This window comes from Bordetella tumbae (genome assembly GCF_054780995.1).
In genome coordinates this window covers 102,655-125,358 of sequence record NZ_BAAGVG010000003.1, presented here as the reverse complement: position 1 = coordinate 125,358, position 22,704 = coordinate 102,655, and the positions used below count along the sequence as shown (strand labels likewise).

Below are 22,704 nucleotides of genomic sequence, written 5' to 3'. Positions count from 1 at the left end.
TGGGCGCCTAGGGGCGCGCCAGTTACAGCGATCGAGATCTGCATGCGGCTGCCGTGGCGCCTATTACCCCTCTGCATCCCTTAATAGAGACCGAGTTGACTCATCGTCTGGATTGTTCCGCACATACTCGCGTACCCGAGAGATATCACCACCCAAGTTAAGTAACGTTTGTGCGGAGTCACGCTCATGGTCCGTAAATGCGGCCACCAACGCCTGCGAGACATCCGCCCCAAAAGCGATGAGCCCTTTTGCAAGGTCAATGTCGCCGTCATTAACCGCATAGTACAAGTCGTTATGGAGATCGGTCTTTGGCGCTACCGCACCTAAGTCTCTCAGTGCGTTTACCAACTCGATATTGCCCTGCCCAGTTGCGCGAACCAGGGCGATGCTAGCCTCTGGGCCGACGTCAATGCCAGCGGCGATGCCCACTTTCAATAATTCTGTATTGCCCTGCTCAACGGCGTGGCTTAACGCCCGTTCACTGCGTTGATTAAACTCTACGCCCGCGGCCACCAACGTCCGTGCCAGATTTGTATTGCCTTCGGTAATCGCGCGCTCCAATGCATGCGTCCCCTTAATCAGTCGAGGGATAAACTGCTTTAGCGCCGATACGTCATTCCTCTGTGCTGCCACATCGAGCATGTCGAACACGTCGATATCCTTCTTCTCAATGAAGGCCTTTGCTAGCTCCTCTTGCCCTACCTCGAGTAGCTCGGCCACCATCTCATACGGCTCATAGCCCACATCAAGCATAAAAGACAACAGCTCCGTGCCAGCATCCCGTTGCCGTTGCCACTCATACCGTGAGGCGAACGCCAAGACCACGAGCGGACTCGCGCCCGCAGCGGCCAGTACACGGCCCAACGGTACGTTGCCGCCGCGAGAGAGGTCCAACATTACTCGAGCGGCAGCATCCTCCTTCCCATCCTCAATCTCACCCTCAAAGAGCTCCTTGATTGCCGCCCAGTCGCCCAGCACAACGGCACGCAGCAGATCAGCACATTTCTGATTGGCCGAGGCCTCATATGCGTCGGCCAACACCATTAACTGCGCCCGAGTGTCGGTCCTCGCAGGATCAGCAATATCGTCGCGCGCGTAAAGGATGTTTGCTAGCAGCGTAATGTCGTCGTCGCCGGTCTGCTGCATTGCCGCCCGTACCTCCGCCACGTCGCGGGCCGCATTCTGTAGCGTCTGCTCAATCGTAGACCGTTCGGCAGACGAGGCGTGATGCAGTGCGGCAGGAACCTTCGCACCGGCAGCAATCAGAACTTTAATCGCCGTCGGATCCTTCGCATCCTTGGCGATCTCATACAAGGTTCGTGACGGGTCCACCCCGGCACTGATCAAAACTGCCAGTCGCTCAATCACGCCTGCCGGATATTCGTGGCCGCCCAGGGCCAACGCGGTCAATTTCTCCGAGGAGTCCGCGTCTGCGTCGACCAATACCTTGACCGCTCTCTTATTACCGGCCTCTAACACGTGCGCCAACGCCGCAGCAAAGTCTAGCCCCTCAGCGAGCAATAGTTCGACAGCATGCTGATAGCCGCTCTCCGCCAACTCCACCAATACCCGGGTTTTATCCAGTGCGTTATTCGGCGCGTTACCAAGCAGGAATCTCACCGCGTCGACGTTGGCGTTCTTGGCATGGTGGATCAGCGCCTGCTCACCCGATGCTCCCAGCATCAATAACTTTTGGACAGCGTCTTTGTTGATGATCCTTTCCGCGAGCGCCTGCTTCAGCGCTTCGGTCGGATCTGCTCCGGCCGCTATCAAAGTCCGTACCGCCATCGCAGAGGCAACGCCGACCTGGTTCCACATCGTCGATACCACTCTCATCAAGGTATATGACGGGTCCATGCCTGCAGCAATGAAGGTTTTTGCACTATCTATGTCGCCTTGCTCACAAGCCTCGCGCAGCTGTTGCCTTGCGTCACGGAATCGGAAGTCCAAACTTCGAATGTCACGCTGGATCGCCAACGTAAAGGCCGCGGACATATCCCCTGCGGTTTCCAGCAAGAGCTGCGCGGCGGCGATTGTGTGTGATTTGTCCTTTAGCCGGCTTTCCGAGCAATTCACGTCGTCGCCGACGTGGACGGTCGATCCGTTCTCAATCAAGGATTTGCTCAGCGAGATATTGCCTCTCTCCACAGCAAGCATTAGCGGCGTGTAACCCTCTCGATTCCGTGCATTCAACGCCTGATGACCCGCTGGCAACTTGGCAAGCATCTGCGCAGCAATCTCGTGTCTGCGCAATGAAATAGCCAGGTGAATTGGAGTCTGCCCCTCATCATCGATGGACGACAAGTCTGGCTCATACTGATTGAGAATCTCAACGGCGGTACGCACGTCAGCGCCTTTAATAGCTGCAAATAAACTCGCGAGGTGCTGCGTGGCGATTAAACCGTCAGAAGGCGTGTAGGAGGGAATGTTAGCGACTGAGTCCGGATTGATATTCATTGTCGAGCGGCCTTCGAGCAGGGGATGAAAAAGGAGGCCGTTGCGCTTCTCCAACATATCCGTTGGCACGTGCGACAACTACTCGGCCCATTTCCCGCTTAAGTGACCGCAGCACAGCAACGGTTCCATCGAACTGCTGTACGGACTTGTGGTGGCCTGATTCCGGTGGACATACCGGTAGGTTGATTAGCGGACGACCTATATTTATTAATTAATCCGCGCGCGCCACAGGATGTCGCTTGAACAGATACCGAAACACAAAGCCCGGATATCCCAGCACCAGATATAAACTCAAGGTAATCGCGTAAAACTCCCACCCCTGCGCAAACGGATTCCCCAAGGCCGCTTCAAAAGCAAACCCCAGGCCCATCACAATTGCGTAATACAGCAAAAGCTCAACCATACGCAGCCAGAACGGCTTGACCACGGCGCCCCGTTTCCACGGCAGCACCGTCAACACTCGCTCAGTCAAAAACGGCAAATTCGCGCTGACTAAAGCAAGAGCGATGAGCAGCCAAACAGCCAGGGTCTGGTTCATGACCATCCCCCTATCGTGTTCGACCGCATCATCGCCCTATTACGCACAGGTATCGCCTACCTCACAGACCCAGAGAGGTCTGAATCGCGTGCACACACAGCGCCATCAAGCCGCCCGGCAGAATGCCCAGCACCAGGATCAATGCGCTATTGACCGACAAGATACCGCAATGGCTGCAAGGTGCCGCGATCTTGCCCGCATCAGCCGCTGGCTCGTCAAAGTACACCACCTTGACCACGCGCAGGTAGTAGAACGCGCCGATCAGCGAGAACACCACCGCCACCACAGCCAACCACACGTAGCCGGCGTCCACCAGCACTTGCAGAACAGCCAGCTTCGCGTAGAAGCCCACCATCGGGGGAATACCCGTCAGCGAAAACATCAACAGCAGCAGCAACGCGGCATGCCACGGGCTGCGACGGTTCAGGCCTTTGAGGTCATCGATCTGCTCGCACTCAAAACCCTGACGCGACAACAGCAGAACCATGCCAAAAGTGCCCAGCGTGGTCAGCACATAGATCAGCATGTAAAACAACGACGCACCGTAGGCATTCGCCGATGCATCGGGCTTGCCTGCCACGACACCCGACATCAACCCCAACAGAACGAAGCCAACATGCGAAATCGTGGAATACGCCAGCATGCGCTTGAAGTTCGTCTGCGCGATCGCAGTCAGGTTACCAATGGCCAACGACAGAATCGCCAGGATCATCAGCATCGGTTGCCAATCGGCAGCCAGACCATGCAGGCCTTCGACCAGCAAACGCAGCGTAATCGCAAACGCAGCCAGCTTCGGTGCAGCACCCAGGATCAGCGTCACAGCAGTCGGGGAACCTTGGTAAACGTCAGGCACCCACATATGGAACGGCACTGCACCCAGCTTGAACGCCAGACCTGCGACCAGGAACACCACGCCGAACACCAGCGCCATATTTTCCTGTTTGCCCGCCGCGATGACATTGGAAATCTCGACGATATCCAGATGGCCGGTCGCCCCGTACACCATGGACATGCCGTACAGCAGGAAACCCGAGGCCAACGCGCCCAGCACGAAGTATTTCATGGCGGCTTCGGTGGCGACCACATCGTCGCGACGCAGTGCGATCAGGGCATACAGCGCCAGAGACATCAGCTCCAGGCCCAGATACACGCTGATCAGGTTGCCCGCCGAGATCATCACCATCTGACCCAACAGAGCCATCAGCGACAACACATACAGCTCACCGCCGCGCAGCATGTCGCGGACTTGCGCGTAGGCACGGCCATAAATCAGCGTCACCGCAACGGCAATGTACGACGCGACCTTGAGCAGGTGCGACAGATTGTCGGCCACATACAGGCCATTAAACGTACGACCCACCGTGCCGTTTTTCCATTGCAACAACGAGACGACGGTCACCACGCCCAAGGCCAGCAGCGTCAGCACAAAAGTCGGCTTGCGCTCGGGATGAGTACTGATCGCATCGATCAGCAGAATCGCCAGACCGAAAATCAGTAACAGAATCTCGGGCGTAGCCAGGGCGAAATCAATGTGAGATTGCATCATGAGTCAGTCTTACAGTTTCGAGATGGCAACGTGTTGCAGCAGGGCCTCGACCGAAGCATGCATGACGTCGGTAAAGGGCTTGGGATAGATACCCATGTACAACACAGCGATAGCCATCACGCCAAGAATCAGGAATTCGCGGCTGTTGATATCGGTGAGTTCACGCACATGGTCGTTGGCGATATCGCCAAAGGCCACGCGCTTGACCATCCACAGCGAGTACGACGCACCCAAAATCAGCGCCGTCGCAGCCAGCAGACCGATCCAGAAATTGTGCTCGACCGCACCCATGATGACCATGAACTCGCCCACGAAACCGCTCGTGGCGGGCAAGCCGCTATTGGCCATGGAGAACAGCACAAAGAACGTCACAAAACGCGGCATGACGTTGATCACGCCTCCGTAATCAGCAATGCGCCGCGAGTGCATGCGGTCATACAGCACCCCGATACACATAAACATCGCACCCGACACGAAACCGTGCGAGATCATCTGCACGATCGCACCCTCGACACCAGCGGTGTTGAAGATGAAAAAGCCCAGGGTCACAAAGCCCATGTGCGCCACGGACGAATATGCGACCAGCTTTTTCATGTCGTCTTGCACGATGGCGACGAGGCCGATGTAGATCACGGCGATCAGCGACAGCGTGATCATCAGGCCAGCCAGGCTATGCGAGGCGTCCGGAGCGATCGGTAACGAAAAACGCAGGAAGCCGTAGGCGCCGAGCTTGAGCATGATGGCTGCCAGCACGATCGAGCCGCCGGTGGGCGCCTCGACGTGAGCATCCGGCAACCAGGTGTGCACCGGCCACATCGGCACCTTGACCGCGAAAGCCGCGAGCAAGGCCACAAAGATCAGGATCTGCGGCGTATGGCCCAGTTTGACTTGGTGCCAGGTCAGGATATCGAACGAGCCGCCCGAGACGTTCCACAGGTAGACGAATGCAACCAGTGTCAGCAACGAGCCCATCAGCGTGTACAAGAAGAACTTGAACGCGGCATAGACACGGTTGGGACCGCCCCACACCCCGACGATGATGTACATCGGGATCAGCGTCGCCTCGAAGAACACGTAGAACAGCATGCCGTCCAGCGCCACGAACACGCCCACCATCAGACCCGAAAGGATCAGGAAGGCGGCCATGTACTGCGACACGCGGCTGGTGATGACCTCCCAGCCAGCCAGCACCACGATGATGGTGATGAAGGCGGTCAGCAGCACGAACCACAACGAGATACCGTCGATACCGAGGTGATAGTTGACGTTGAAGGCTTCGATCCAGGAAGTCTTTTCGACGAACTGCATGGCAGCCGTCGAGGAATCAAAACCGGTGTACAGCGGAATCGTGACCAGAAAGCCCGCAATCGCGCCAATCAAAGACAAGCCACGTGTCAGCCCAGGCCGGTCGTCGCGGCCCAGGGCCAGCACCAGCAGGCCGAATGCGATCGGAACGAAGATCGCAAGCGTTAGCCAGGGAAAAGTGTTGGATGCCATGTCGCTTGCCGTCATTGGGGAATCAGCACAAAGAAAGTAATCAGAGCCATGATGCCGATGATCATCGCGAACGCGTAGTGATAGATATAACCGGACTGCAGATGACGGCTGATCGCGGCCACCCAGCCCACCACACGAGCGCTGCCATTGACCAGCAAGCCATCGATCAAGCCACGGTCACCGCGTTGCCACAGGCTGTAGCCCAGGCAGCGCGCGCCGCGCGCGATGATCTGTTCGTTGACCCAGTCGACGAAGTACTTGTTCTCAAGCACTTTGTTCACGCCCGACAAGCTGGACTTGATCGCAGCCGGGACCTTGGGGTTGATCAGGTAGCAGTACCAGGAGACCACTGCGCCTGCGACCACCAGCCAGAACGGCAAGGTCTGGAACGCATGCATGCCGAAGGCCACCCAGCCGTGCCATTCTTCGTGCAGTTCGTGCATGGCGGGATGCTGCGGCAGCACCTTGATCACGCCGTCGAAGAAACCGCCGAACAGCATCGGGTCGACCACCCAGGCGCCGATCAGCACCGACGGGATCGCCAGCAACACCAGAGGCAGCGTCACGACCCACGGGGACTCGTGCGGCGTACCGCCATGATGGCCATGATCGTCATGACCGTGGCTGTGATCGTCGTGACCATGGTCGTCATGACCATGACCGTGAGCGTGGCCGCCGCTGGTATCAAAGCGTTCTTTGCCATGGAAAACCAGGAAATACACGCGGAACGAGTACAGCGAGGTCACGAACACGCCAATCAGGGTCGAGTAATAAGCAAAAGTCGCGCCCCACACGTTGGCGGCACCCGCTGCCTCGATGATGTGTTCCTTGGAATAGAAACCCGAGAAGAACGGCGTGCCCACCAAGGCCAACGTGCCCAAGAGGAACGTGATCCAGGTAATCGGCATGTACTTGCGCAAGCCACCCATGTTGCGGATGTCCTGATCGTGGTGCATGCCGATGATGACCGAGCCTGCCCCCAGGAACAACAGCGCCTTGAAGAACGCGTGCGTCATCAAGTGGAAGATCGCGACCGAGTAGGCCGAGGCGCCCAGCGCCACCGTCATGTAACCGAGCTGCGACAGTGTCGAATACGCCACCACGCGCTTGATGTCGTTCTGGATGATGCCCAGGATACCCAGGAACAGCGCGCCGATCGCGCCGATCACGATGATGAACGACAGTGCCGTATCCGACAGTTCGAACAGGGGCGAGAAACGCGCCACCATGAAGATACCGGCGGTCACCATGGTGGCCGCGTGGATCAGCGCCGAGATCGGGGTCGGGCCTTCCATCGAGTCGGGCAGCCAGGCATGCAACGGCACCTGGGCCGATTTACCCATCGCGCCGATGAACAGGCAGATACATGCCACGGTCAACAGCATCCAATCCGAACCGGGCAGCGTTTGAGCGGCCAGCGTATCGGCTTGGGCGAACACCTCACCGTAATGCATGGTACCGGTGTAGGCGAACAGCAGGCCAATCCCCAGTACGAAACCGAAGTCACCGACGCGGTTGATCAGGAACGCCTTCATGTTGGCGAAAATCGCCGTCGGACGGGTGTACCAGAAACCGATCAGCAGATACGACACCAGGCCCACGGCTTCCCAACCGAAGAACAGCTGAACCATGTTGTTGGACATGACCAGCATCAGCATCGAGAACGTGAACAGCGAGATGTAGGCGAAAAAGCGTTGATAGCCGGGGTCATCCGCCATGTAGCCGATGGTGTAGATGTGCACCATCAACGACACCGAGGTGACCACCACCATCATCATGGCCGACAGCGGATCGATCAGGAAACCGATCTCGAGCTTGGTCTGGCCGATCAGGCTCCAGGTGTAGACGGCGCCGTCAAAGGTGTGGCCGTTGAGCACATCGCGCAACACGATCACCGAGCCGATCGCGGAGATCAACACCCCCAGGATGGTGATGACGTGCGACCCGCGGCGGCCAATGGGCCGGCCCAGGAACCCGGTGCCGAACAGCCCGGCGAGGATCGCACCGGCCAAAGGGGCCAGCGCGATCAGCAAGTACAGATTGGGTGAACTAGACATTTTCTTCCAATACCCCGTCAGCCCTTCAGGCGATCGAGTTCGTCAACGTTGATCGTGTTCAGGTTACGGAACAGCAGCACCAAGATCGCCAGACCGATGGCGGCTTCAGCAGCGGCCACCGTCAGGATGAAGAACACGAACACCTGGCCGGCGGTATCGCCAAACCAGCTGGAAAACGCCACGAAGTTCATGTTGACGGCCAAAAGCACCAGCTCGATGGACATCAGCAGGATGATCAGATTGCGGCGGTTCAGGAAGATGCCGAAGATGCCGATGGCGAACATGATCGCCCCCAGCACCAAATAATGAGCCAGCGTCAACGTCATTGTTTTTCTCCTTGGGCACCGTCGGCCGGCTTGGCAGCGCGGCCCTGGGCACGATCGCTCTGTGCAGGCATGCTGACCAGACGGAAACGGTCTTTGGCACGCACGCGCACGGCGGCGGCGGGGTCGTTGTACTTGGCGTCGCGACGGCGGCGCAGGGTCAGCGAGATGGCGGCAACCATACCGACCAGCAGCAACGCGGCGCCGACTTCGACGGCGTACACGTACTGCGTGTACATCGCCTCGCCCAGGGCACGGCTGTTGTTGTAGTCGCCGGCAGTCACCGCCTGCGGGCCCGCGCCGTACCAGGTGCTGGCCAGCACGAACGACATTTCAAGCACCAGCACGACACCGATGATCAGCCCCAGCGGCAGATAGGTCTTGAGTCCGCCGCGCAAGGTGTCGATACGGATATCGAGCATCATGACCACAAACAAGAACAGGACCATCACGGCGCCGACGTACACCAGCACCAGCAGCAGCGCCAGGAACTCGGCCCCCAGCAGCATCCACAGCATGGCCGCGTTGGCGAACGCCAGGATCAAATGCAGTACGGCAGTCACCGGGCTGCGCGCCGTGATGACGCGGAACGCGGCGATCACCAGGACCGCAGACAGTATGTAGAACAGGACAGTGGTAAAAGTCATGAGTCAGACCTTGGGCGTCAACGGTATGGCGCGTCTTCGGCCCGGCGGCGGGCGATTTCGGCTTCGTAGCGGTCGCCGACGGCGAGCAGCATGTCTTTGGTGAAATAAAGGTCGCCGCGCTTTTCACCGTGGTATTCGTGAATGTGGGTCTCCACAATCGAATCCACGGGGCAGCTTTCCTCACAGAAACCGCAGAAAATGCACTTGGTCAGATCGATGTCGTAACGCGTGGTGCGGCGGGTACCGTCGTCACGCACGTCCGATTCGATCGTGATGGCCAGGGCCGGACATACGGCTTCGCATAGCTTGCACGCAATGCAGCGCTCTTCCCCGTTGGGATAGCGGCGCAACGCGTGCAGCCCACGAAAACGCGCCGACGTCGGCGTTTTTTCCATCGGATAACGCAAGGTGACCTTGCGCTTGAAAAAGTACTTGCCCGTCAGGCGCATGCCCTTGAGCAACTCGGCCAGCATCAGGCTGCCGAAGAAATCTTTGATCGCTTCCATATCCTGCCTCAGCTTGACGCGTTAACGCCAAATGTTCCAGGGCGTCTGCATCCAGATCGCCACCACGACCAGCCACACGCCGGTCAGCGGGATGAAAATTTTCCAACCCAACCGCATGATCTGGTCATAGCGGTAACGCGGGAACGACGCGCGGAACCACACGAACAACGACACCACGCAGAATGTTTTCAGACCCAGCCACAACCAGCCCGGAATCCAGGTCAACGGCGCGATATCGATCGGCGGCATCCAACCTCCCAGGAACATGATCGCTGCCATGGCTGACAAGAGAATCATGTTGGCGTATTCGCCCAGGAAGAACAGTGCAAATGCCATACCCGAGTACTCGACCATGTGGCCGGCCACGATTTCGGATTCGCCTTCGACCACGTCAAACGGGTGACGGTTGGTTTCGGCCACGGCCGAAATCACATAGATCACGAACAGCGGCAACAGCGGCAGCCAGTTCCATGACAGGAACGTCAGGCCACGTTCGGCAAACCAGCCGCGGCCCTGCCCCATCACGATCTCGGACATGTTCAGGCTGCCGGAAACCAGCAACACCGTCACCAGCACGAAACCGATGGCCAATTCATAGGACACCATCTGTGCCGAAGCCCGCAGCGCGCCCAGGAAGGCGTACTTGGAGTTCGATGCCCAGCCTGCCACGATCACGCCATACACACCGATGGAGGTAATCGCCATCACGTAGAGCAGACCCGCGTTGACGTTGGCCAACACGATCTCGGGGCCAAACGGCACCACCGCCCAGGCGGCCAAGGCCGGCATCAGCGTCACGACCGGCGCCACGATGAACAGGATCTTGTTGGCCTGCGTGGGAACAACGACTTCTTTAGTGAGCAGTTTGAACACGTCGGCAAACGGCTGCAGCAAGCCCCGGAAACCGACACGGGTCGGCCCCAGACGCACGTGCATCCAGCCAATCATCTTGCGTTCCCAGTACGTGAGGTAAGCCACGCACAAAATAATGGGAACCGCGATGACGACGATCTTGACGATCGTCCAGATCACCAGCCAGGCCGTCGGGCCCAGCAAGGCCTGACCGTGGCTTTCAAGAGTATTGAGCCATTCCATGTCAGGCACGCTCCACGCTGATTTCACCGAATGCGCCACCCAGGGCGGCGGTTTGTTCGAAGGCCGCCGCAATACGCACCGAACGATCGGCCACGGCATCATCCTGGACGGTTTCAAGCTCGACCGAACCGGCCGCACCGGCTACGCGAACCTTGACGCCGGCAGCCAGGCCCAGCCCAGCCAACGTGGCGCCGTTCATGCGTGCCGTGGGCGCCTGCGACGCGGGTGCGTCTTGCAGAGGCCACGAACGACGCACGATGGCATCGGTACGATAGATCGGCACATCGGTCACACGCTCGAGCGATGTGGCCACCTGACCCAGGCCACGCTGGGCCTTGATCTCGTTGGACAGACGGCCCTCGATGCCACCAGCCAGCGCGGTGTCTCGCACGGATTCGGAGGTCTCGTCGTCAAAGCCCGGCAATTGCAGCACATTGCCCAGCACGCGCAGGACTTTCCAGCCCGGACGCGTCTGACCCAATGGGGTAACGGTGCCCTTGAAACTCTGCGGCAAGCCTTGGGCGTTGACAAACGTACCCGAGGTCTCGGTAAACGGCGACACGGGCAGCATGACGTCGGCCCAATCCTCGGCAGACGACGCATACGGTGTGAGCGCCACGGCGAACTCAGCAGCACGCAACGCAGCCACGGACTGAGGACCGTTGTCGGTATCCAGGGAAGGCTCGGCATGCAGCACGATGTAGGCCTTGAGCGGCTCGGCCAGCATGGCAGCGGCGGTCTTGCCGCCCTGCCCCGGCACCGCACCGGCCAGATAACCGCCCACCGTGTTGCCACCGGCGGTCAGGAAACCGAAACGCGCACCGGCGATATCGGCGATGCTGCGCGCATTGGCGGCCAAGAGCGAAGCCTGCGGCGATGCGACGGCCATGTTGCCCATCAATACGCCGACATTGCTGCCCGAAGCCAGGCTGGCGGCGATACGCTTGGCGTTTTCGTCCGGCGTCACCGAGGCGAACTCGGCAGGCACGGCTTGCTCTTTAGCCTGGGCCAGCGCCACCGCGACTTGGGCCAAAGCCAACGGCAGGCCGGACGGCGCAACCGTGATACGACCAGCCACCGGCAGCAACGGATCGTCCGCAGCGCTGTCGACCAGCAATACTTGCGTGCCGCGTTTGGCGGCCTGGCGCAGACGCTGCGCCATCAGCGGGTGATCTTTGCGCAGGAACGAACCGACCACCAGCACACGATCCAGCGAGTCCAGATCGGCAATCGGCATGCCCAGCCACGGCGCACCCGACAAGGCAGCGTCGAAGCTCGCGTCCGTCTGACGCAGACGGAAATCGATGTTTTCCGAACCCAGGGCGCGCACGAGGCGGCCCAGCAAGGCGAATTCTTCGGTCGTGGCGTACTCGGCAGCCAAGGCGCCGATCTGGCCCGCGCCATGGCTATCCCGCACGCGCGACAGGCCTTGGGCGACGGCTTGCAGCGCATCGGCCCAGGAGGCCTCTTGCCATTTGCCGTCGGTGCCTTTGATCATGGGTACGGTCAGACGATCACCGCTGTTCAGACCCTCGTAGGAAAAACGATCGCGGTCGCTGATCCAGCATTCGTTGATGGCCTCATCCTCGAAAGGCACGACGCGCATGGCGCGCTCGCCTTTGACCTGTACCACCAGATTGGCGCCCAGGCTGTCGTGCGGGCTGACCGTACGGCGGCGCGCCAATTCCCAGGTCCGGGCGGTGTAGCGGAACGGTTTGGAGGTCAACGCACCGACGGGACAGAGGTCGATCATGTTGCCGGAGAGCTCCGACTCGACCGAACGGCCCACGAACGTCGTGATCTCGGAATGCTCGCCACGGCCCAGCATGCCCAGTTCCATGACGCCGGCGATTTCCTGGCCAAAGCGCACGCAACGGGTGCAGTGGATACAACGTGACATTTCCTCGGCCGACACCAGCGGGCCGAGATCCTTGTGAAAGACCACGCGCTTTTCTTCGCGATAACGCGAAGCAGAGCCGCCGTAGCCCACAGCCAGATCCTGCAACTGGCACTCGCCGCCCTGATCGCAGATCGGGCAATCGAGCGGGTGATTGATCAGCAGAAATTCCATGACCGATTTCTGCGCGGCCTTGGCTTTTTCTGAGCAGGTGTGCACCACCATGCCATTCGTGGCCGGCGTAGCGCAGGCGGGCAGCGCCTTGGGCGCTTTTTCCACTTCAACCAGGCACATGCGGCAGTTGGCCGCGATGGACAGTTTCTTGTGGTAGCAGAAATGGGGCACATACAAGCCGATCTTCTGGGCCGCATGCATCACCATGCTGCCCTCGGGGACTTCGACCTGATTGCCGTCGACGGTTAATTCAACCATTGCTGTTCCTGAGACCTACAGATAATGCGGAACCACACACGATTTGTGCTCGATGTGGTGCGCGAATTCGTCGCGATAATGCTTGAGAAAACCGCGTACCGGCATAGCGGCAGCGTCACCCAGTGCGCAGATGGTGCGACCCATGATGTTGCCGGCCACGTTATCGAGCAGATCGAGGTCTTCTTTGCGACCTTGGCCGTGCTCGATGCGATGCACCATGCGGTAGAGCCAACCCGTGCCTTCGCGGCAGGGCGTGCATTGACCGCAGCTTTCTTCAAAGTAGAAATACGACAGCCGCAGCAGCGATTTCACCATGCAGCGGGTTTCGTCCATGACGATGACCGCCCCCGAACCCAGCATGGACCCGGCCTTGGAGATCGAGTCGTAGTCCATGGTCGTGTCCATCATGATGTCGGCGGGCAACACGGGCGCGCTCGAACCACCGGGGATCACTGCCTTGAGTTTTTTGCCACCGCGCATGCCGCCGGCCAGTTCCAAGAGCTTGGGGAACGGGGTGCCCATCGGGATCTCGTAGTTGCCCGGACGCTCGACGTCGCCCGAGATCGAGAACAATTTGGTGCCGCCGTTGTTGGGCTTGCCAACCTCGAGGTAGGCCTGGCCACTATTGCGGATGATCCAGGGCACCGCCGCGAAAGTCTCGGTGTTGTTGATGGTGGTGGGCTTGCCGTACAAACCAAAGCTGGCTGGGAACGGCGGCTTGAAACGCGGCTGGCCCTTTTTGCCTTCGAGGGACTCGAGCAACGCGGTTTCTTCGCCGCAGATGTAGGCGCCGTAGCCGTGGAAAGCGTGCAGCTGGAAGCTGAAGTCGGAGCCGAAAATCTTGTCACCCAGAAAGCCGCCCGCGCGGGCTTCTTCGAGGGCCTCTTCGAAGCGCTGATACACCTCGAAAATTTCACCGTGGATGTAGTTGTAACCCACGCTGATGCCCATGGCATACGCGGCAATCGCCATGCCTTCGATCACGATATGCGGGTTAAAGCGCAGAATGTCGCGATCCTTGAACGTACCAGGCTCGCCTTCGTCGGAGTTGCACACCAGGTATTTTTGGCCTGGGAATGCACGCGGCATGAAGCTCCATTTCAGACCCGTCGGAAAGCCCGCACCGCCACGGCCGCGCAGGCCAGAGGCCTTGACCTCGGCGATCACGTCCTCGGGCTTCATGCCCGTGGTCAGGATCTTGCGCAATGCCTCGTAGCCGCCGCGCTTGACGTAGTCTTGCAAGTGCCAGTTGCTGCCGTCGACGTCCGCCATGATTTGCGGCGAGAGGTGACGGCCATGCAAACACATGGAGCTCGACAGATCGTTCAGCGGGTTGGGATCCAGCCCCTGAGCCAGTTTTGTGTACAGATCGGGCGCGTTCATGCCGATTCTCCTTGCGCTTTCAGGCCTTGGACCAGCGCGTCGAGTTTTTCTTCGGTCATACGCACACACATATGTTTGTTGTTGACCAGCAGCACGGGCGAATCACCGCAAGCCCCCATGCATTCGCCTTCGACCAGCGTGAACAGGCCGTCGGGGGTGGTCTCACGGAACTCGATACCCAGCTTGCGCTTGAGGAAATCGCCCGCCTTTTCGCCATCGCGCAAGGCACAGGGCAAATTCGTGCACACGGAGATCTTGTGCTTGCCTACGGGCCGGGTGTCGAACATGTTGTAGAACGTGGCGACTTCCTGCACTGCGATAGGAGGCACGCCAATGTAATTGGCCACATCTTCGAGCACCTCGGGAGGGAGCCAGCCTTTTTCTTCTTGCGCGATGGCAAGCGAAGCCATGATGGCCGACTGGCGCTGGTCGCCCGGGAACTTGGCAAGTTCCCGATCGATTTTCTGATAGGCCTGTGCGGAAAGCAGCATAGTTTGAATCCGGGTTATGCGGGGCGGTCGGGCTGAGGGTTCAGCGGTCGATTTCGCCGAAAACGATATCCTGCGTGCCGATGATGGTGACGGCGTCGGCGATCATGTGACCGCGGGCCATCTCATCGAGCGATTGCAAATGGGCAAATCCTGGCGCCCGAATTTTCAGGCGGTAAGGCTTGTTGGCGCCGTCGGACACGAGATAAATGCCGAATTCGCCTTTGGGGTGCTCCACCGAGGCGTAAGCTTCGCCAGGAGGAACGTGGAAACCTTCGGTGAAGAGCTTGAAGTGGTGAATCAGCTCTTCCATGTTGGTTTTCATGTTGGTACGGCTGGGCGGCGCGACCTTGTGGTTCTCGATCATGACCGGACCGGGGTTGTTGCGCAGCCACTCCACGCACTGGCGGATGATGCGGTTGCTTTCACGCATTTCCGCCACGCGAACCAGATAACGGTCATAGCAGTCGCCATTCACCCCCACCGGGATGTCGAACTCGAGCAGATCGTAAACCTCGTACGGCTGCATCTTGCGCAAGTCCCAGGCTATGCCCGAACCCCGCAACATCGGGCCGGTAAAGCCCAGGGCTTTGGCACGATCGGGATCGACCACGCCAATGCCTACCAGACGCTGTTTCCAGATACGGTTGTCGGTCAACAGCGTTTCGTATTCATCGACGCAAGCCGGAAACCGGTTGGTAAAGTCCTCGATGAAATCCAGCAGCGAACCCGAGCGCGCATCGTTCATGATGCGCATTTCCTTGTCACCGCGGTATTTGCTGCTGTCACCGTATTGCGGCATGGTGTCAGGCAAATCGCGATACACGCCACCCGGCCGGTAATAGGCCGCGTGCATGCGTGCACCCGAGACCGCTTCGTAGCAGTCCATCAGGTCTTCGCGCTCGCGGAAGGCATACAGGAACACCGCCATGGCGCCCACGTCCAGGGCGTGCGAGCCCAGGGACATCAGGTGATTGAGCAGACGCGTGATCTCATCGAACATGACGCGGATGTACTGCGCGCGCAGGGGTGCTTCGACACCGAGGAGCTTTTCGATGGCCATGACATAGGCGTGCTCGTTGCACATCATGGACACGTAGTCCAGGCGATCCATATAGGGCAACGCCTGGATGAAAGTCTTGTGTTCAGCGAGCTTTTCCGTGGCGCGATGCAACAGGCCAATATGAGGATCGGCGCGCTGAATCACCTCGCCATCGAGCTCCAACACCAGACGCAGCACACCGTGCGCGGCCGGGTGTTGAGGACCGAAGTTCAGAGTGTAGTTCTTGATTTCTGCCATGATTTAACGCCCCAGGCCGTAGGAGTCTTCGCGTACGACACGCGGGGTAATTTCGCGCGGATCGATGGTGACCGGCTGGTACACCACGCGGCGCTGTTCCGGGTCGTAGCGCATTTCGACATTGCCCGACAGGGGGAAGTCTTTGCGGAAAGGATGACCGATGAAGCCATAGTCGGTCAGGATGCGGCGCAGATCGGGATGGCCTTCGAAAACGATGCCATACAAATCAAAAGCCTCTCGTTCGAACCAGTTGACCCCGGGCCAGCACCCTAGCAGCGAGGCCACGATGGGGAATTCGTCATCGGGCGCAAACGTACGCACACGCAGGCGCCAGTTGTGCGTGACGGACAGCAAATGCACCACCACCGCATAGCGCAGGCTCGGCGCGCCGCCAACCGCACTATCCGCCTCGAGCTGACGGCTGCCGTTACCCCAGGTCAGGTAATCAACGCCGCACAGATCGATACAGGTTTCGAAGTGCAGGCTGGCATCCGTACGCAGCTTGTTGCAGACCGTGATCCATTGATCGGCCGGCACCTCGAGCGTGAGCTCGCCGTATGCCTCGGTCAGGGCGATATCCGCCCCCAACGCAGCCTGCAGGTTATGTTTCAGGGTTTCGAGCCTGGTCATCGTCATGTCGCTTAGGTAAACCGATATGCTGACGGCACCGCCGGCGCACTACATCGCGCGGCGGAATGCGGTCAGCGGGCAATAGTGTTGGTCAGTCGGATCTTGTTCTGCATTTGCAGCAAACCATAGACCAATGCTTCGGCCGTAGGCGGACAGCCCGGCACGTAAACATCGACCGGCACAATACGATCACAACCACGCACCACCGAGTACGAATAGTGGTAATAACCACCGCCGTTCGCACACGATCCCATAGAAACCACCCAGCGCGGCTCGGGCATTTGGTCGTAGACCTTGCGCAGCGCGGGCGCCATTTTGTTACACAGCGTGCCGGCCACGATCATCAGATCGGACTGACGGGGGCTGGGGCGGAAAATGATGCCGAATTGATCCAGGTCGTAGCGCGCCGCACCGGCGTGCATCATTTCCACCGCACAACAGGCCAGACCGAAGGTCATGGGCCACATGGAGCCCGTTTTTGCCCAGTTGAGGAACTTGTCGGCACTGGTGGTGATAAAGCCTTGCTTAAGGATGCCGTCTATAGCCATAGTTGTCTCTGATAGCGTGCAGGAGAGCCTTGGGTTATTCCCAATCCAGCGCGCCCTTTTTCCATTCGTAGATGAAGCCGACCGTCAGAATCGCCAGAAAGACCATGACAGTCCAGAAACCGACGAGACCAACCGTGCCATGAGCAATCGCCCACGGGAACAAAAAGGCGATTTCGAGATCGAACAGGATGAAGAGGATGGCTACCAGGTAGTAGCGCACATCGAACTTCATACGAGCGTCTTCGAAGGCCTCAAAACCGCACTCATACGCTGAAAGCTTTTCAGCGTAGGGGCGGCGAGGCCCCAAGAGCGAACCTGCCGTCAGCAGCGCAAACCCGATCAGGGTAGCCACTGCGATAAACAGCAGGACGGGAAAATACTGTTGCAAGTTCATTTTGGCGTCCGTCAAATGCGCAAACCTTCAGATTGTAGCATTTGCAAAGTGACGATGCGCTGAACCCAGCCGCCCAAAAACAAGGAAGCGCGAACAAAAATGCCTTCGCGCCACCCCTGCGGTTTACAGCCCTCGCAGAGAGGACGTCCCCTCATTTTAAGACACCGCAACGACAAGAAAAGCCCATGAAAAAAGCCGCCCCGAGAGGCGGCTTTTTTCACAAGCAGACCAAAGGCCTGCTTATGCGCAATCCATCGAAGCGAGGCTTGCGCCTCGCAGTCGATTAGAAGCGGTGACGGATACCCAGACCAACAGCGGTGCTCTTCACACCGTCGATGAACGCGTAGTCCTGGATGTACGAACCGTAGGCGTACAGGTTGGTACGCTTGGACAGGTCGTAGGTGTAGCCCAGGCTCCAGACGTTCATGGTTTCGTCGCCGCCAGTCAACTTGTCGTTGCTGGGGTCAACCATTTGCCACGAACCGAAGATCTTCGAAGCGCCACCGATGGGGGCGGTCAAACCGACCATGTAGGTGTTCGACTTGAAGCCGTCAGCAAACATGTTGCTGCCCAGACCGTTTTGGCCCGGCAGGAACGACGTGCCGTTGATGCCTTGGCCAGCGAACCAGCCGTCGGTGGTACGGCCGTAGGCCAGCGCCAGTTTCACGACTTCGAAGTCGTACGAACCGCCGATGGCGTACATGCGCGGCGTGGCATCTTCGTCCAGGTTGTGCGGAGCGCTCAGTTGGTCAAACGAGAACGCAACGTTCAAAGGACCGTTCTGGTAACGCAGACCAGCCGTGATAGCACGGGTGTTGTCGTTGGTCTTGAACGAGCTGTCGCTGTTGTCGTCAGCGTTGAACGAGTAGCCGACGCCCAATTGGAAGCCGCTGAACGACGGGGTTTGGTACAGAACCAGGTTGTCGTAGCGAACCGTGTTGGCAGCGCTCAGGCCGACACCGATGTTGGCTTGGTTGAAACCAGCGCCGAACGGATCGATCGAACCGAAGTACTTGGACGAGATGTTGGTTTGACGGCCCAGATCCAGACGGCCCCAGCTGTCGCTTTGCAGACCGATGGTGGCTTGACGACCGAACAGACGGCCGCCTTGGGCGGAATTACCGTTGCTGGAGTTGAAACCGCTTTCCAGTTGGAAGACGGCTTGCAGGCCATCACCCAGATCTTCGGTGCCACGCAGGCCCCAACGCGAACCGTTCTGCACGCCATTGATCATGCCGACACGGCTACCGCTGTCCCAGCCGTCGCCCTTCACCTTGTTGTAGCCGATACCGGTATCGATGATGCCGTACAGCGTCACCGAGGTTTCTGCCTGGGCCACGCCGGCAAAGCCAGCGAGCAGGGCGGCAGCGAGCAGAGTCTTTTTCATTTAAGAAATCTCCGTTGATTTGAGTGACAAGGGCGCCTGGTTTTGCGAAGAACCTGCGCCCCCCTAACTCCGCGAAGGGAAGTTGACGCTATTGCATCAAAAAACCCTCGTACTGGCTACGGTTCCCCCCATAAAAGGGGGTGATCGATGCCCGAGATGTTGGGATACTGCAACACTCAACGATATCGGCCTAATTCCTCTAAGTGTTTACCCTAAACCCCTGTGAGAACCAGCATTGGCGCGACCTGACGTCCAGCTGATGATTTGCCTGCCGGTCTGCTACGCTCTTTCTTTAGTAACTCGAAACAATACTGGATACAGGTCTGCACAGACTGGAAACAACTCGCCAGGGAACACCATGAGCTCTTGCACGGACCCGACGTCCGCTCCCCAGCCCGCACGCATCAGCGTGACTGACTTTCAACGCCTGCTGGCGGAACAGCATCCATTCGCCGAGGTGTTGGGCATAGAAATTACCGACATTGGCTATGGCACCGCCCGCGCAGTACTACCCGCGCGGGACAGCCATCAACGTCTGGGCGGCATTGTCGCGGGACCTATGCTGATGGGGCTCGCCGATCTGGTGCTCTACGCGGCCGTGGTCGGTGCCACCGGCCAGGCGAACGCCGTAACGGCCAGCCTGACCATCAACTTTTTGCGCAAAAGCCCCGCCGGCGCCATTATTGCGGACGCCCGATTACTCAAGGTCGGCAGAATGACGGCAGGCGAAGTATTGCTGCACGGGGAGCGCTCATCCGAGCCTGTGGCCCACATCGTCAGCACCTGGTCGGTGCCTGCGTCTCATCACCCCAAGACATAGCGACAGCCAGGCCAGGCTCAAGGCAAAACCGGCCATCACATCGCTCAAATAGTGCACTTGCAGCAGTACGCGGCTGGCGCCGATCGCAGCGATCAGCATCGCACCGCTCACCAGGCAAACACGATGCCAACGTGCGGGCATCATGCGCACGGCAAGATAACAGGCGAATCCGTACACCGCCATCGACGCCGACGCGTGCCCACTGGGAAAGCTCCAGCCGACTTCCTGGACGTAGCCATGCACATGTTCCGGGCGAATACGCTGAAACGTGAATTTCATTGCCGTATTCAGGAGGCCGCCACCGCCCGTCACCACCGCACAGAGCAGTGCCATCGCGTATTCTCGCCGCCACAACAGCCATAGCGTCAACGTGATGGCGATCAATGCCAGTAGATTGCGATTCCCCAGATAGGTGAACCAAGACAGCACCCACAACAACGACGATGACATGGATTGCCCGAGCGCCGCAGCCAGCAGATTGTCGAACCGCACCAAGGGGCTGCCCAGACTCATCGCCACCGCGACCATGAGAAAAACGCCGCCCGCCCCCACGGCCACCAGCCAATATGGCGCCTCTCCGGCCAATGGCGACCGGGCGTCCCAGCGTCGGCTCAACCAGCCGACCACTCCCCCTGCCAGCGCCGGCACCGCCAATAAGATTAACAAGGGATAGGCAGCGGCCCAGTGCGCGGCGGTGTCCATACAAGGTCAACGAAAAACAAAAAATAAGAACGACGGCGATCCAGGGCCGTCGCTAACCCGCAGCCAGATGCTATTGCGTGCCACGGCGCCAACCCAACGTCTGGCTAGTGGCGCACGCGAACGCCTGGAGATCAGCCATATAGTCCCAGCGCTGGATGACGCACTGGTGCTGCCCTTGCCTGACCTCGTGTTCGATCAGATTGATCGAGTTTGAAATGCCGCCCCGCACGCGCCGTGACACTGCTGTCCCCGCCTGCACCACCCAGGCCCGGCGTCCGGCGTCGGCAGCGCCTGAAACCTCTGCGCTACTCGATGCATTTGCGCGCGCGGCACTGGCAGCCTCCGCGGCTTCCCATTGTGCAGGCGTGTTCATTGCGTCCAAGGCATTCGCAGGTATCGAATCCGCGGCCAGGCCAGGTGCTGCGACAGAGAGTTCTGACGCGGGCAGCACATACGGCAAATGAATATGCCCACCCAATATGAGATCCACACCGGCCTCGATCCAGGCGGGCACCGCCCACTCGCGGCCGATCAGTAAATTGCGCTGATCGCTTTCTACTGCGGCCCGCACAGGATGATGCAGCACCACAATCCTCAGACAATCAGCACTCGATTTCTTGAGCCGCTGCACGACTCTATCTACCTGCCTGCGATCCACTTGGCCGTTTTTATGCCGGCCTGGCCGGGTCGAATTCACCCCGATCGCCAGAAGCCCCGGCATCTCGACCGCCGGCTCCAGCACAGGGCCCATTGCCCGGCGATACCCCCCGTACGGATTCAACCAACGCGCCAGCACATTGAATAATGGAATGTCGTGATTGCCTGGCACGGCCAATACCGGCCGCTGTAATGCCTGCACGAATCGCCGCGCCGCTGCGAACTGACCATGCCGCGCTCGCTGAGTGATGTCCCCGCTCAGCAGAACCAGATCGGGTTGCCACTCACCCGCCAGCCTCAACAGCGCCTGCAGCACAGGCTCGCGCTCGGTACCGAAATGCGTGTCTGAAAGATGCAGAATCCGTGTCATCGATGTCTTTGCCATCCTCAAACGCGCTCTGCACGCAGAGATGGCGGAGGCACCAATAATTGCAACGGTTGATCCGACACCCGAAATTCCAGTGGCGCATCCAGCCAATGGATTTCTCCATCCAGGGCGACCTTGATGCGCCGCTTTGTCCGCGATACACGCACTGTCAGGTGTTCAAACCCAAAACTGAACACGTGATCCGCGTCGCCCAAACGACTGAGCCAGCCACGCAGCACCAATCCATATAGAGCCCATGTACCCACCGGCCGAACGCCCATCGCGACGAGCTGCCCTTGCTGCAGCGCGGCCGATTCGGCAATCCCGATCTGCTCCAACTGCAACTCGTTGTTACCCACGACGATGGTTGGCGTACGCAAGGTCCGCACCTGTCCTGCATGTTCGAGTTGCACGGTCAATTGCCGGTGAGCCCGGGCCAAGGTCACTAAGGCAGACCAGACCGCGACCAGCCGGCTGCGGCCATACCGCTGCTTGTACGCCTCGCGGTCCTCGAGCAATTGCGGATACAACCCCAGGCTGGCATTGATCAAAAACAGTCTGTCGTTGACCAATCCCACCTGCACCGGCTGCGGTTGTGCTGCCAGCAAGCATCGGGTCGCCAGTTCGGTGTCTTGGGCAATGCCGTAGGTACGCCCAAAATAGTTGAAGGTGCCCTGAGGCAAAATGCCGAACGGCAAGCCGCTGCTCAATACCGTCTGAGCCACTGCGCTCAACGTGCCATCACCACCCGCCGCCACAACGATACCGCCCTGCTCGCGCGCACGCGCGACCGCCTCTTGCGCCATGGCGGGCAACTGCCGGCCATCGTGAACCGGCATCAAGGTATAGCGGCGTCCCGCCTCGTCCAACACGCGCTGAATGGTCGCCTGGACATCACTGGCGTCATCCCGGCCCGAGCCTGTGTTCAGCACAATGAAAAATGGCTCGTCGCCAGTCAAATGAAGGGGCTTCATGCGGCAAAGATAGCGCGCCACGCCCCCGGCAAGCAAGCAGCAAGGGACTAGAATAGCGC

The 22,704-nt window shown here is 59.3% G+C and carries 21 protein-coding genes; 1 reads left to right on the top strand and 20 read right to left on the bottom strand.

Annotated features, from left to right (window positions below):
* Positions 1-63: 63 nt before the first annotated feature.
* The 17 genes from ACYVI2_RS02120 to ACYVI2_RS02040 form a co-directional block, all read right to left on the bottom strand.
* Positions 64-2,514 (bottom strand): ankyrin repeat domain-containing protein, encoded by a 2,451-nt coding sequence (locus tag ACYVI2_RS02120; protein WP_415821901.1) that lies wholly within the window; start codon positions 2,512-2,514, stop codon positions 64-66.
* A 154-nt stretch (positions 2,515-2,668) separates the two neighbouring features.
* A complete protein-coding gene (locus tag ACYVI2_RS02115; protein ID WP_415821900.1) occupies positions 2,669-2,995 on the bottom strand; it encodes a DUF2818 family protein in 327 nt (108 codons plus the stop codon).
* Positions 2,996-3,056: 61 nt separating this feature from the next.
* The gene (nuoN, locus tag ACYVI2_RS02110) at positions 3,057-4,541 is read right to left on the bottom strand and encodes an NADH-quinone oxidoreductase subunit NuoN (RefSeq protein ID WP_415821899.1); all 1,485 of its coding nucleotides are present in this window, start codon (positions 4,539-4,541) and stop codon (positions 3,057-3,059) included.
* Between the two features lie 9 nt (positions 4,542-4,550).
* The gene (locus ACYVI2_RS02105; RefSeq protein WP_415821898.1) at positions 4,551-6,053 is read right to left on the bottom strand and encodes an NADH-quinone oxidoreductase subunit M; all 1,503 of its coding nucleotides are present in this window, start codon (positions 6,051-6,053) and stop codon (positions 4,551-4,553) included.
* The gene (gene nuoL, locus ACYVI2_RS02100; RefSeq protein ID WP_415821897.1) at positions 6,050-8,095 is read right to left on the bottom strand and encodes an NADH-quinone oxidoreductase subunit L; all 2,046 of its coding nucleotides are present in this window, start codon (positions 8,093-8,095) and stop codon (positions 6,050-6,052) included. Before nuoL ends, ACYVI2_RS02105 begins: the two co-directional genes overlap by 4 nt.
* Before the next feature lie 17 nt (positions 8,096-8,112).
* Entirely contained in the window at positions 8,113-8,421 is a 309-nt protein-coding gene (nuoK, locus tag ACYVI2_RS02095; RefSeq protein ID WP_094821460.1) for an NADH-quinone oxidoreductase subunit NuoK, read from the bottom strand.
* Positions 8,418-9,065 (bottom strand): NADH-quinone oxidoreductase subunit J, encoded by a 648-nt coding sequence (locus tag ACYVI2_RS02090; RefSeq protein WP_415821896.1) that lies wholly within the window; start codon positions 9,063-9,065, stop codon positions 8,418-8,420. Before ACYVI2_RS02090 ends, nuoK begins: the two co-directional genes overlap by 4 nt.
* Before the next feature lie 17 nt (positions 9,066-9,082).
* Complete coding sequence (gene nuoI / locus ACYVI2_RS02085) at positions 9,083-9,571, bottom strand: NADH-quinone oxidoreductase subunit NuoI (protein WP_094821462.1); 489 nt, start codon at positions 9,569-9,571, stop codon at positions 9,083-9,085.
* Between the two features lie 21 nt (positions 9,572-9,592).
* Positions 9,593-10,666 (bottom strand): NADH-quinone oxidoreductase subunit NuoH, encoded by a 1,074-nt coding sequence (gene nuoH / locus ACYVI2_RS02080; RefSeq protein ID WP_415821895.1) that lies wholly within the window; start codon positions 10,664-10,666, stop codon positions 9,593-9,595.
* Position 10,667: 1 nt separating this feature from the next.
* Positions 10,668-12,995 carry an NADH-quinone oxidoreductase subunit NuoG gene (gene nuoG, locus ACYVI2_RS02075; RefSeq protein ID WP_415821894.1) on the bottom strand — a complete coding sequence of 776 codons (2,328 nt, stop codon included), beginning with the start codon at positions 12,993-12,995 and terminating at the stop codon, positions 10,668-10,670.
* A 15-nt stretch (positions 12,996-13,010) separates the two neighbouring features.
* Complete coding sequence (gene nuoF, locus ACYVI2_RS02070; RefSeq protein WP_415821893.1) at positions 13,011-14,378, bottom strand: NADH-quinone oxidoreductase subunit NuoF; 1,368 nt, start codon at positions 14,376-14,378, stop codon at positions 13,011-13,013.
* Positions 14,375-14,869, bottom strand: a complete 495-nt coding sequence (gene nuoE, locus ACYVI2_RS02065; RefSeq protein WP_094821466.1) for an NADH-quinone oxidoreductase subunit NuoE — start codon at positions 14,867-14,869, stop codon at positions 14,375-14,377. Before nuoE ends, nuoF begins: the two co-directional genes overlap by 4 nt.
* A gap of 40 nt (positions 14,870-14,909) precedes the next feature.
* Complete coding sequence (locus ACYVI2_RS02060) at positions 14,910-16,166, bottom strand: NADH-quinone oxidoreductase subunit D (protein WP_415821892.1); 1,257 nt, start codon at positions 16,164-16,166, stop codon at positions 14,910-14,912.
* 3 nt (positions 16,167-16,169) lie between these two features.
* Positions 16,170-16,802, bottom strand: a complete 633-nt coding sequence (locus ACYVI2_RS02055) for an NADH-quinone oxidoreductase subunit C (RefSeq protein ID WP_415821891.1) — start codon at positions 16,800-16,802, stop codon at positions 16,170-16,172.
* Between the two features lie 65 nt (positions 16,803-16,867).
* Entirely contained in the window at positions 16,868-17,344 is a 477-nt protein-coding gene (locus tag ACYVI2_RS02050; RefSeq protein ID WP_006217960.1) for a NuoB/complex I 20 kDa subunit family protein, read from the bottom strand.
* A gap of 34 nt (positions 17,345-17,378) precedes the next feature.
* Positions 17,379-17,738: an NADH-quinone oxidoreductase subunit A gene (locus ACYVI2_RS02045; RefSeq protein WP_094821469.1), complete on the bottom strand. Its 360-nt coding sequence runs from the start codon at positions 17,736-17,738 to the stop codon at positions 17,379-17,381.
* A gap of 283 nt (positions 17,739-18,021) precedes the next feature.
* Complete coding sequence (locus ACYVI2_RS02040; protein WP_415821890.1) at positions 18,022-19,125, bottom strand: porin; 1,104 nt, start codon at positions 19,123-19,125, stop codon at positions 18,022-18,024.
* Between the two features lie 358 nt (positions 19,126-19,483).
* On the opposite strand from ACYVI2_RS02040, the gene ACYVI2_RS02035 reads away from it, so the two are divergent.
* On the top strand, positions 19,484-19,945 hold the full coding sequence (locus tag ACYVI2_RS02035) for a PaaI family thioesterase (protein ID WP_415821889.1): 462 nt from the start codon (positions 19,484-19,486) through the stop codon (positions 19,943-19,945).
* Here ACYVI2_RS02035 and ACYVI2_RS02030 read toward each other — a convergent pair.
* From ACYVI2_RS02030 to ACYVI2_RS02020, 3 genes are all read right to left on the bottom strand, one after another.
* Positions 19,877-20,647 (bottom strand): phosphatase PAP2 family protein, encoded by a 771-nt coding sequence (locus ACYVI2_RS02030; RefSeq protein WP_415821888.1) that lies wholly within the window; start codon positions 20,645-20,647, stop codon positions 19,877-19,879. The two genes, ACYVI2_RS02035 and ACYVI2_RS02030, sit on opposite strands and share 69 nt — an antisense overlap.
* A gap of 70 nt (positions 20,648-20,717) precedes the next feature.
* Positions 20,718-21,674, bottom strand: coding sequence for a metallophosphoesterase family protein (locus ACYVI2_RS02025; protein WP_415821907.1), 957 nt, complete (start codon positions 21,672-21,674; stop codon positions 20,718-20,720).
* A gap of 17 nt (positions 21,675-21,691) precedes the next feature.
* Positions 21,692-22,645 carry a diacylglycerol/lipid kinase family protein gene (locus ACYVI2_RS02020; protein ID WP_415821887.1) on the bottom strand — a complete coding sequence of 318 codons (954 nt, stop codon included), beginning with the start codon at positions 22,643-22,645 and terminating at the stop codon, positions 21,692-21,694.
* Positions 22,646-22,704: the final 59 nt, after the last annotated feature.

Excerpts from the sequence above, each read along its gene's own strand:
- nuoE (WP_094821466.1), bottom strand. The coding sequence starts at position 14,869 with ATGCTGCTTTCCGCACAGGCCTATCAGAAAATCGATCGGGAACTTGCC.
- ACYVI2_RS02030 (WP_415821888.1), bottom strand. The coding sequence starts at position 20,647 with ATGGACACCGCCGCGCACTGGGCCGCTGCCTATCCCTTGTTAATCTTA.
- ACYVI2_RS02040 (WP_415821890.1), bottom strand. The coding sequence starts at position 19,125 with ATGAAAAAGACTCTGCTCGCTGCCGCCCTGCTCGCTGGCTTTGCCGGC.
- nuoL (WP_415821897.1), bottom strand. The coding sequence starts at position 8,095 with ATGTCTAGTTCACCCAATCTGTACTTGCTGATCGCGCTGGCCCCTTTG.
- ACYVI2_RS02035 (WP_415821889.1), top strand. The coding sequence starts at position 19,484 with ATGAGCTCTTGCACGGACCCGACGTCCGCTCCCCAGCCCGCACGCATC.
- ACYVI2_RS02050 (WP_006217960.1), bottom strand. The coding sequence starts at position 17,344 with ATGGCTATAGACGGCATCCTTAAGCAAGGCTTTATCACCACCAGTGCC.
- ACYVI2_RS02055 (WP_415821891.1), bottom strand. The coding sequence starts at position 16,802 with ATGACGATGACCAGGCTCGAAACCCTGAAACATAACCTGCAGGCTGCG.
- nuoI (WP_094821462.1), bottom strand. The coding sequence starts at position 9,571 with ATGGAAGCGATCAAAGATTTCTTCGGCAGCCTGATGCTGGCCGAGTTG.
- nuoK (WP_094821460.1), bottom strand. The coding sequence starts at position 8,421 with ATGACGTTGACGCTGGCTCATTATTTGGTGCTGGGGGCGATCATGTTC.
- ACYVI2_RS02025 (WP_415821907.1), bottom strand. The coding sequence starts at position 21,674 with ATGACACGGATTCTGCATCTTTCAGACACGCATTTCGGTACCGAGCGC.
- nuoN (WP_415821899.1), bottom strand. The coding sequence starts at position 4,541 with ATGATGCAATCTCACATTGATTTCGCCCTGGCTACGCCCGAGATTCTG.
- ACYVI2_RS02105 (WP_415821898.1), bottom strand. The coding sequence starts at position 6,053 with ATGACGGCAAGCGACATGGCATCCAACACTTTTCCCTGGCTAACGCTT.
- ACYVI2_RS02120 (WP_415821901.1), bottom strand. The coding sequence starts at position 2,514 with ATGTTGGAGAAGCGCAACGGCCTCCTTTTTCATCCCCTGCTCGAAGGC.
- ACYVI2_RS02115 (WP_415821900.1), bottom strand. The coding sequence starts at position 2,995 with ATGAACCAGACCCTGGCTGTTTGGCTGCTCATCGCTCTTGCTTTAGTC.
- ACYVI2_RS02020 (WP_415821887.1), bottom strand. The coding sequence starts at position 22,645 with ATGAAGCCCCTTCATTTGACTGGCGACGAGCCATTTTTCATTGTGCTG.
- nuoH (WP_415821895.1), bottom strand. The coding sequence starts at position 10,666 with ATGGAATGGCTCAATACTCTTGAAAGCCACGGTCAGGCCTTGCTGGGC.
- ACYVI2_RS02060 (WP_415821892.1), bottom strand. The coding sequence starts at position 16,166 with ATGGCAGAAATCAAGAACTACACTCTGAACTTCGGTCCTCAACACCCG.
- nuoG (WP_415821894.1), bottom strand. The coding sequence starts at position 12,995 with ATGGTTGAATTAACCGTCGACGGCAATCAGGTCGAAGTCCCCGAGGGC.
- ACYVI2_RS02090 (WP_415821896.1), bottom strand. The coding sequence starts at position 9,065 with ATGACTTTTACCACTGTCCTGTTCTACATACTGTCTGCGGTCCTGGTG.
- nuoF (WP_415821893.1), bottom strand. The coding sequence starts at position 14,378 with ATGAACGCGCCCGATCTGTACACAAAACTGGCTCAGGGGCTGGATCCC.
- ACYVI2_RS02045 (WP_094821469.1), bottom strand. The coding sequence starts at position 17,738 with ATGAACTTGCAACAGTATTTTCCCGTCCTGCTGTTTATCGCAGTGGCT.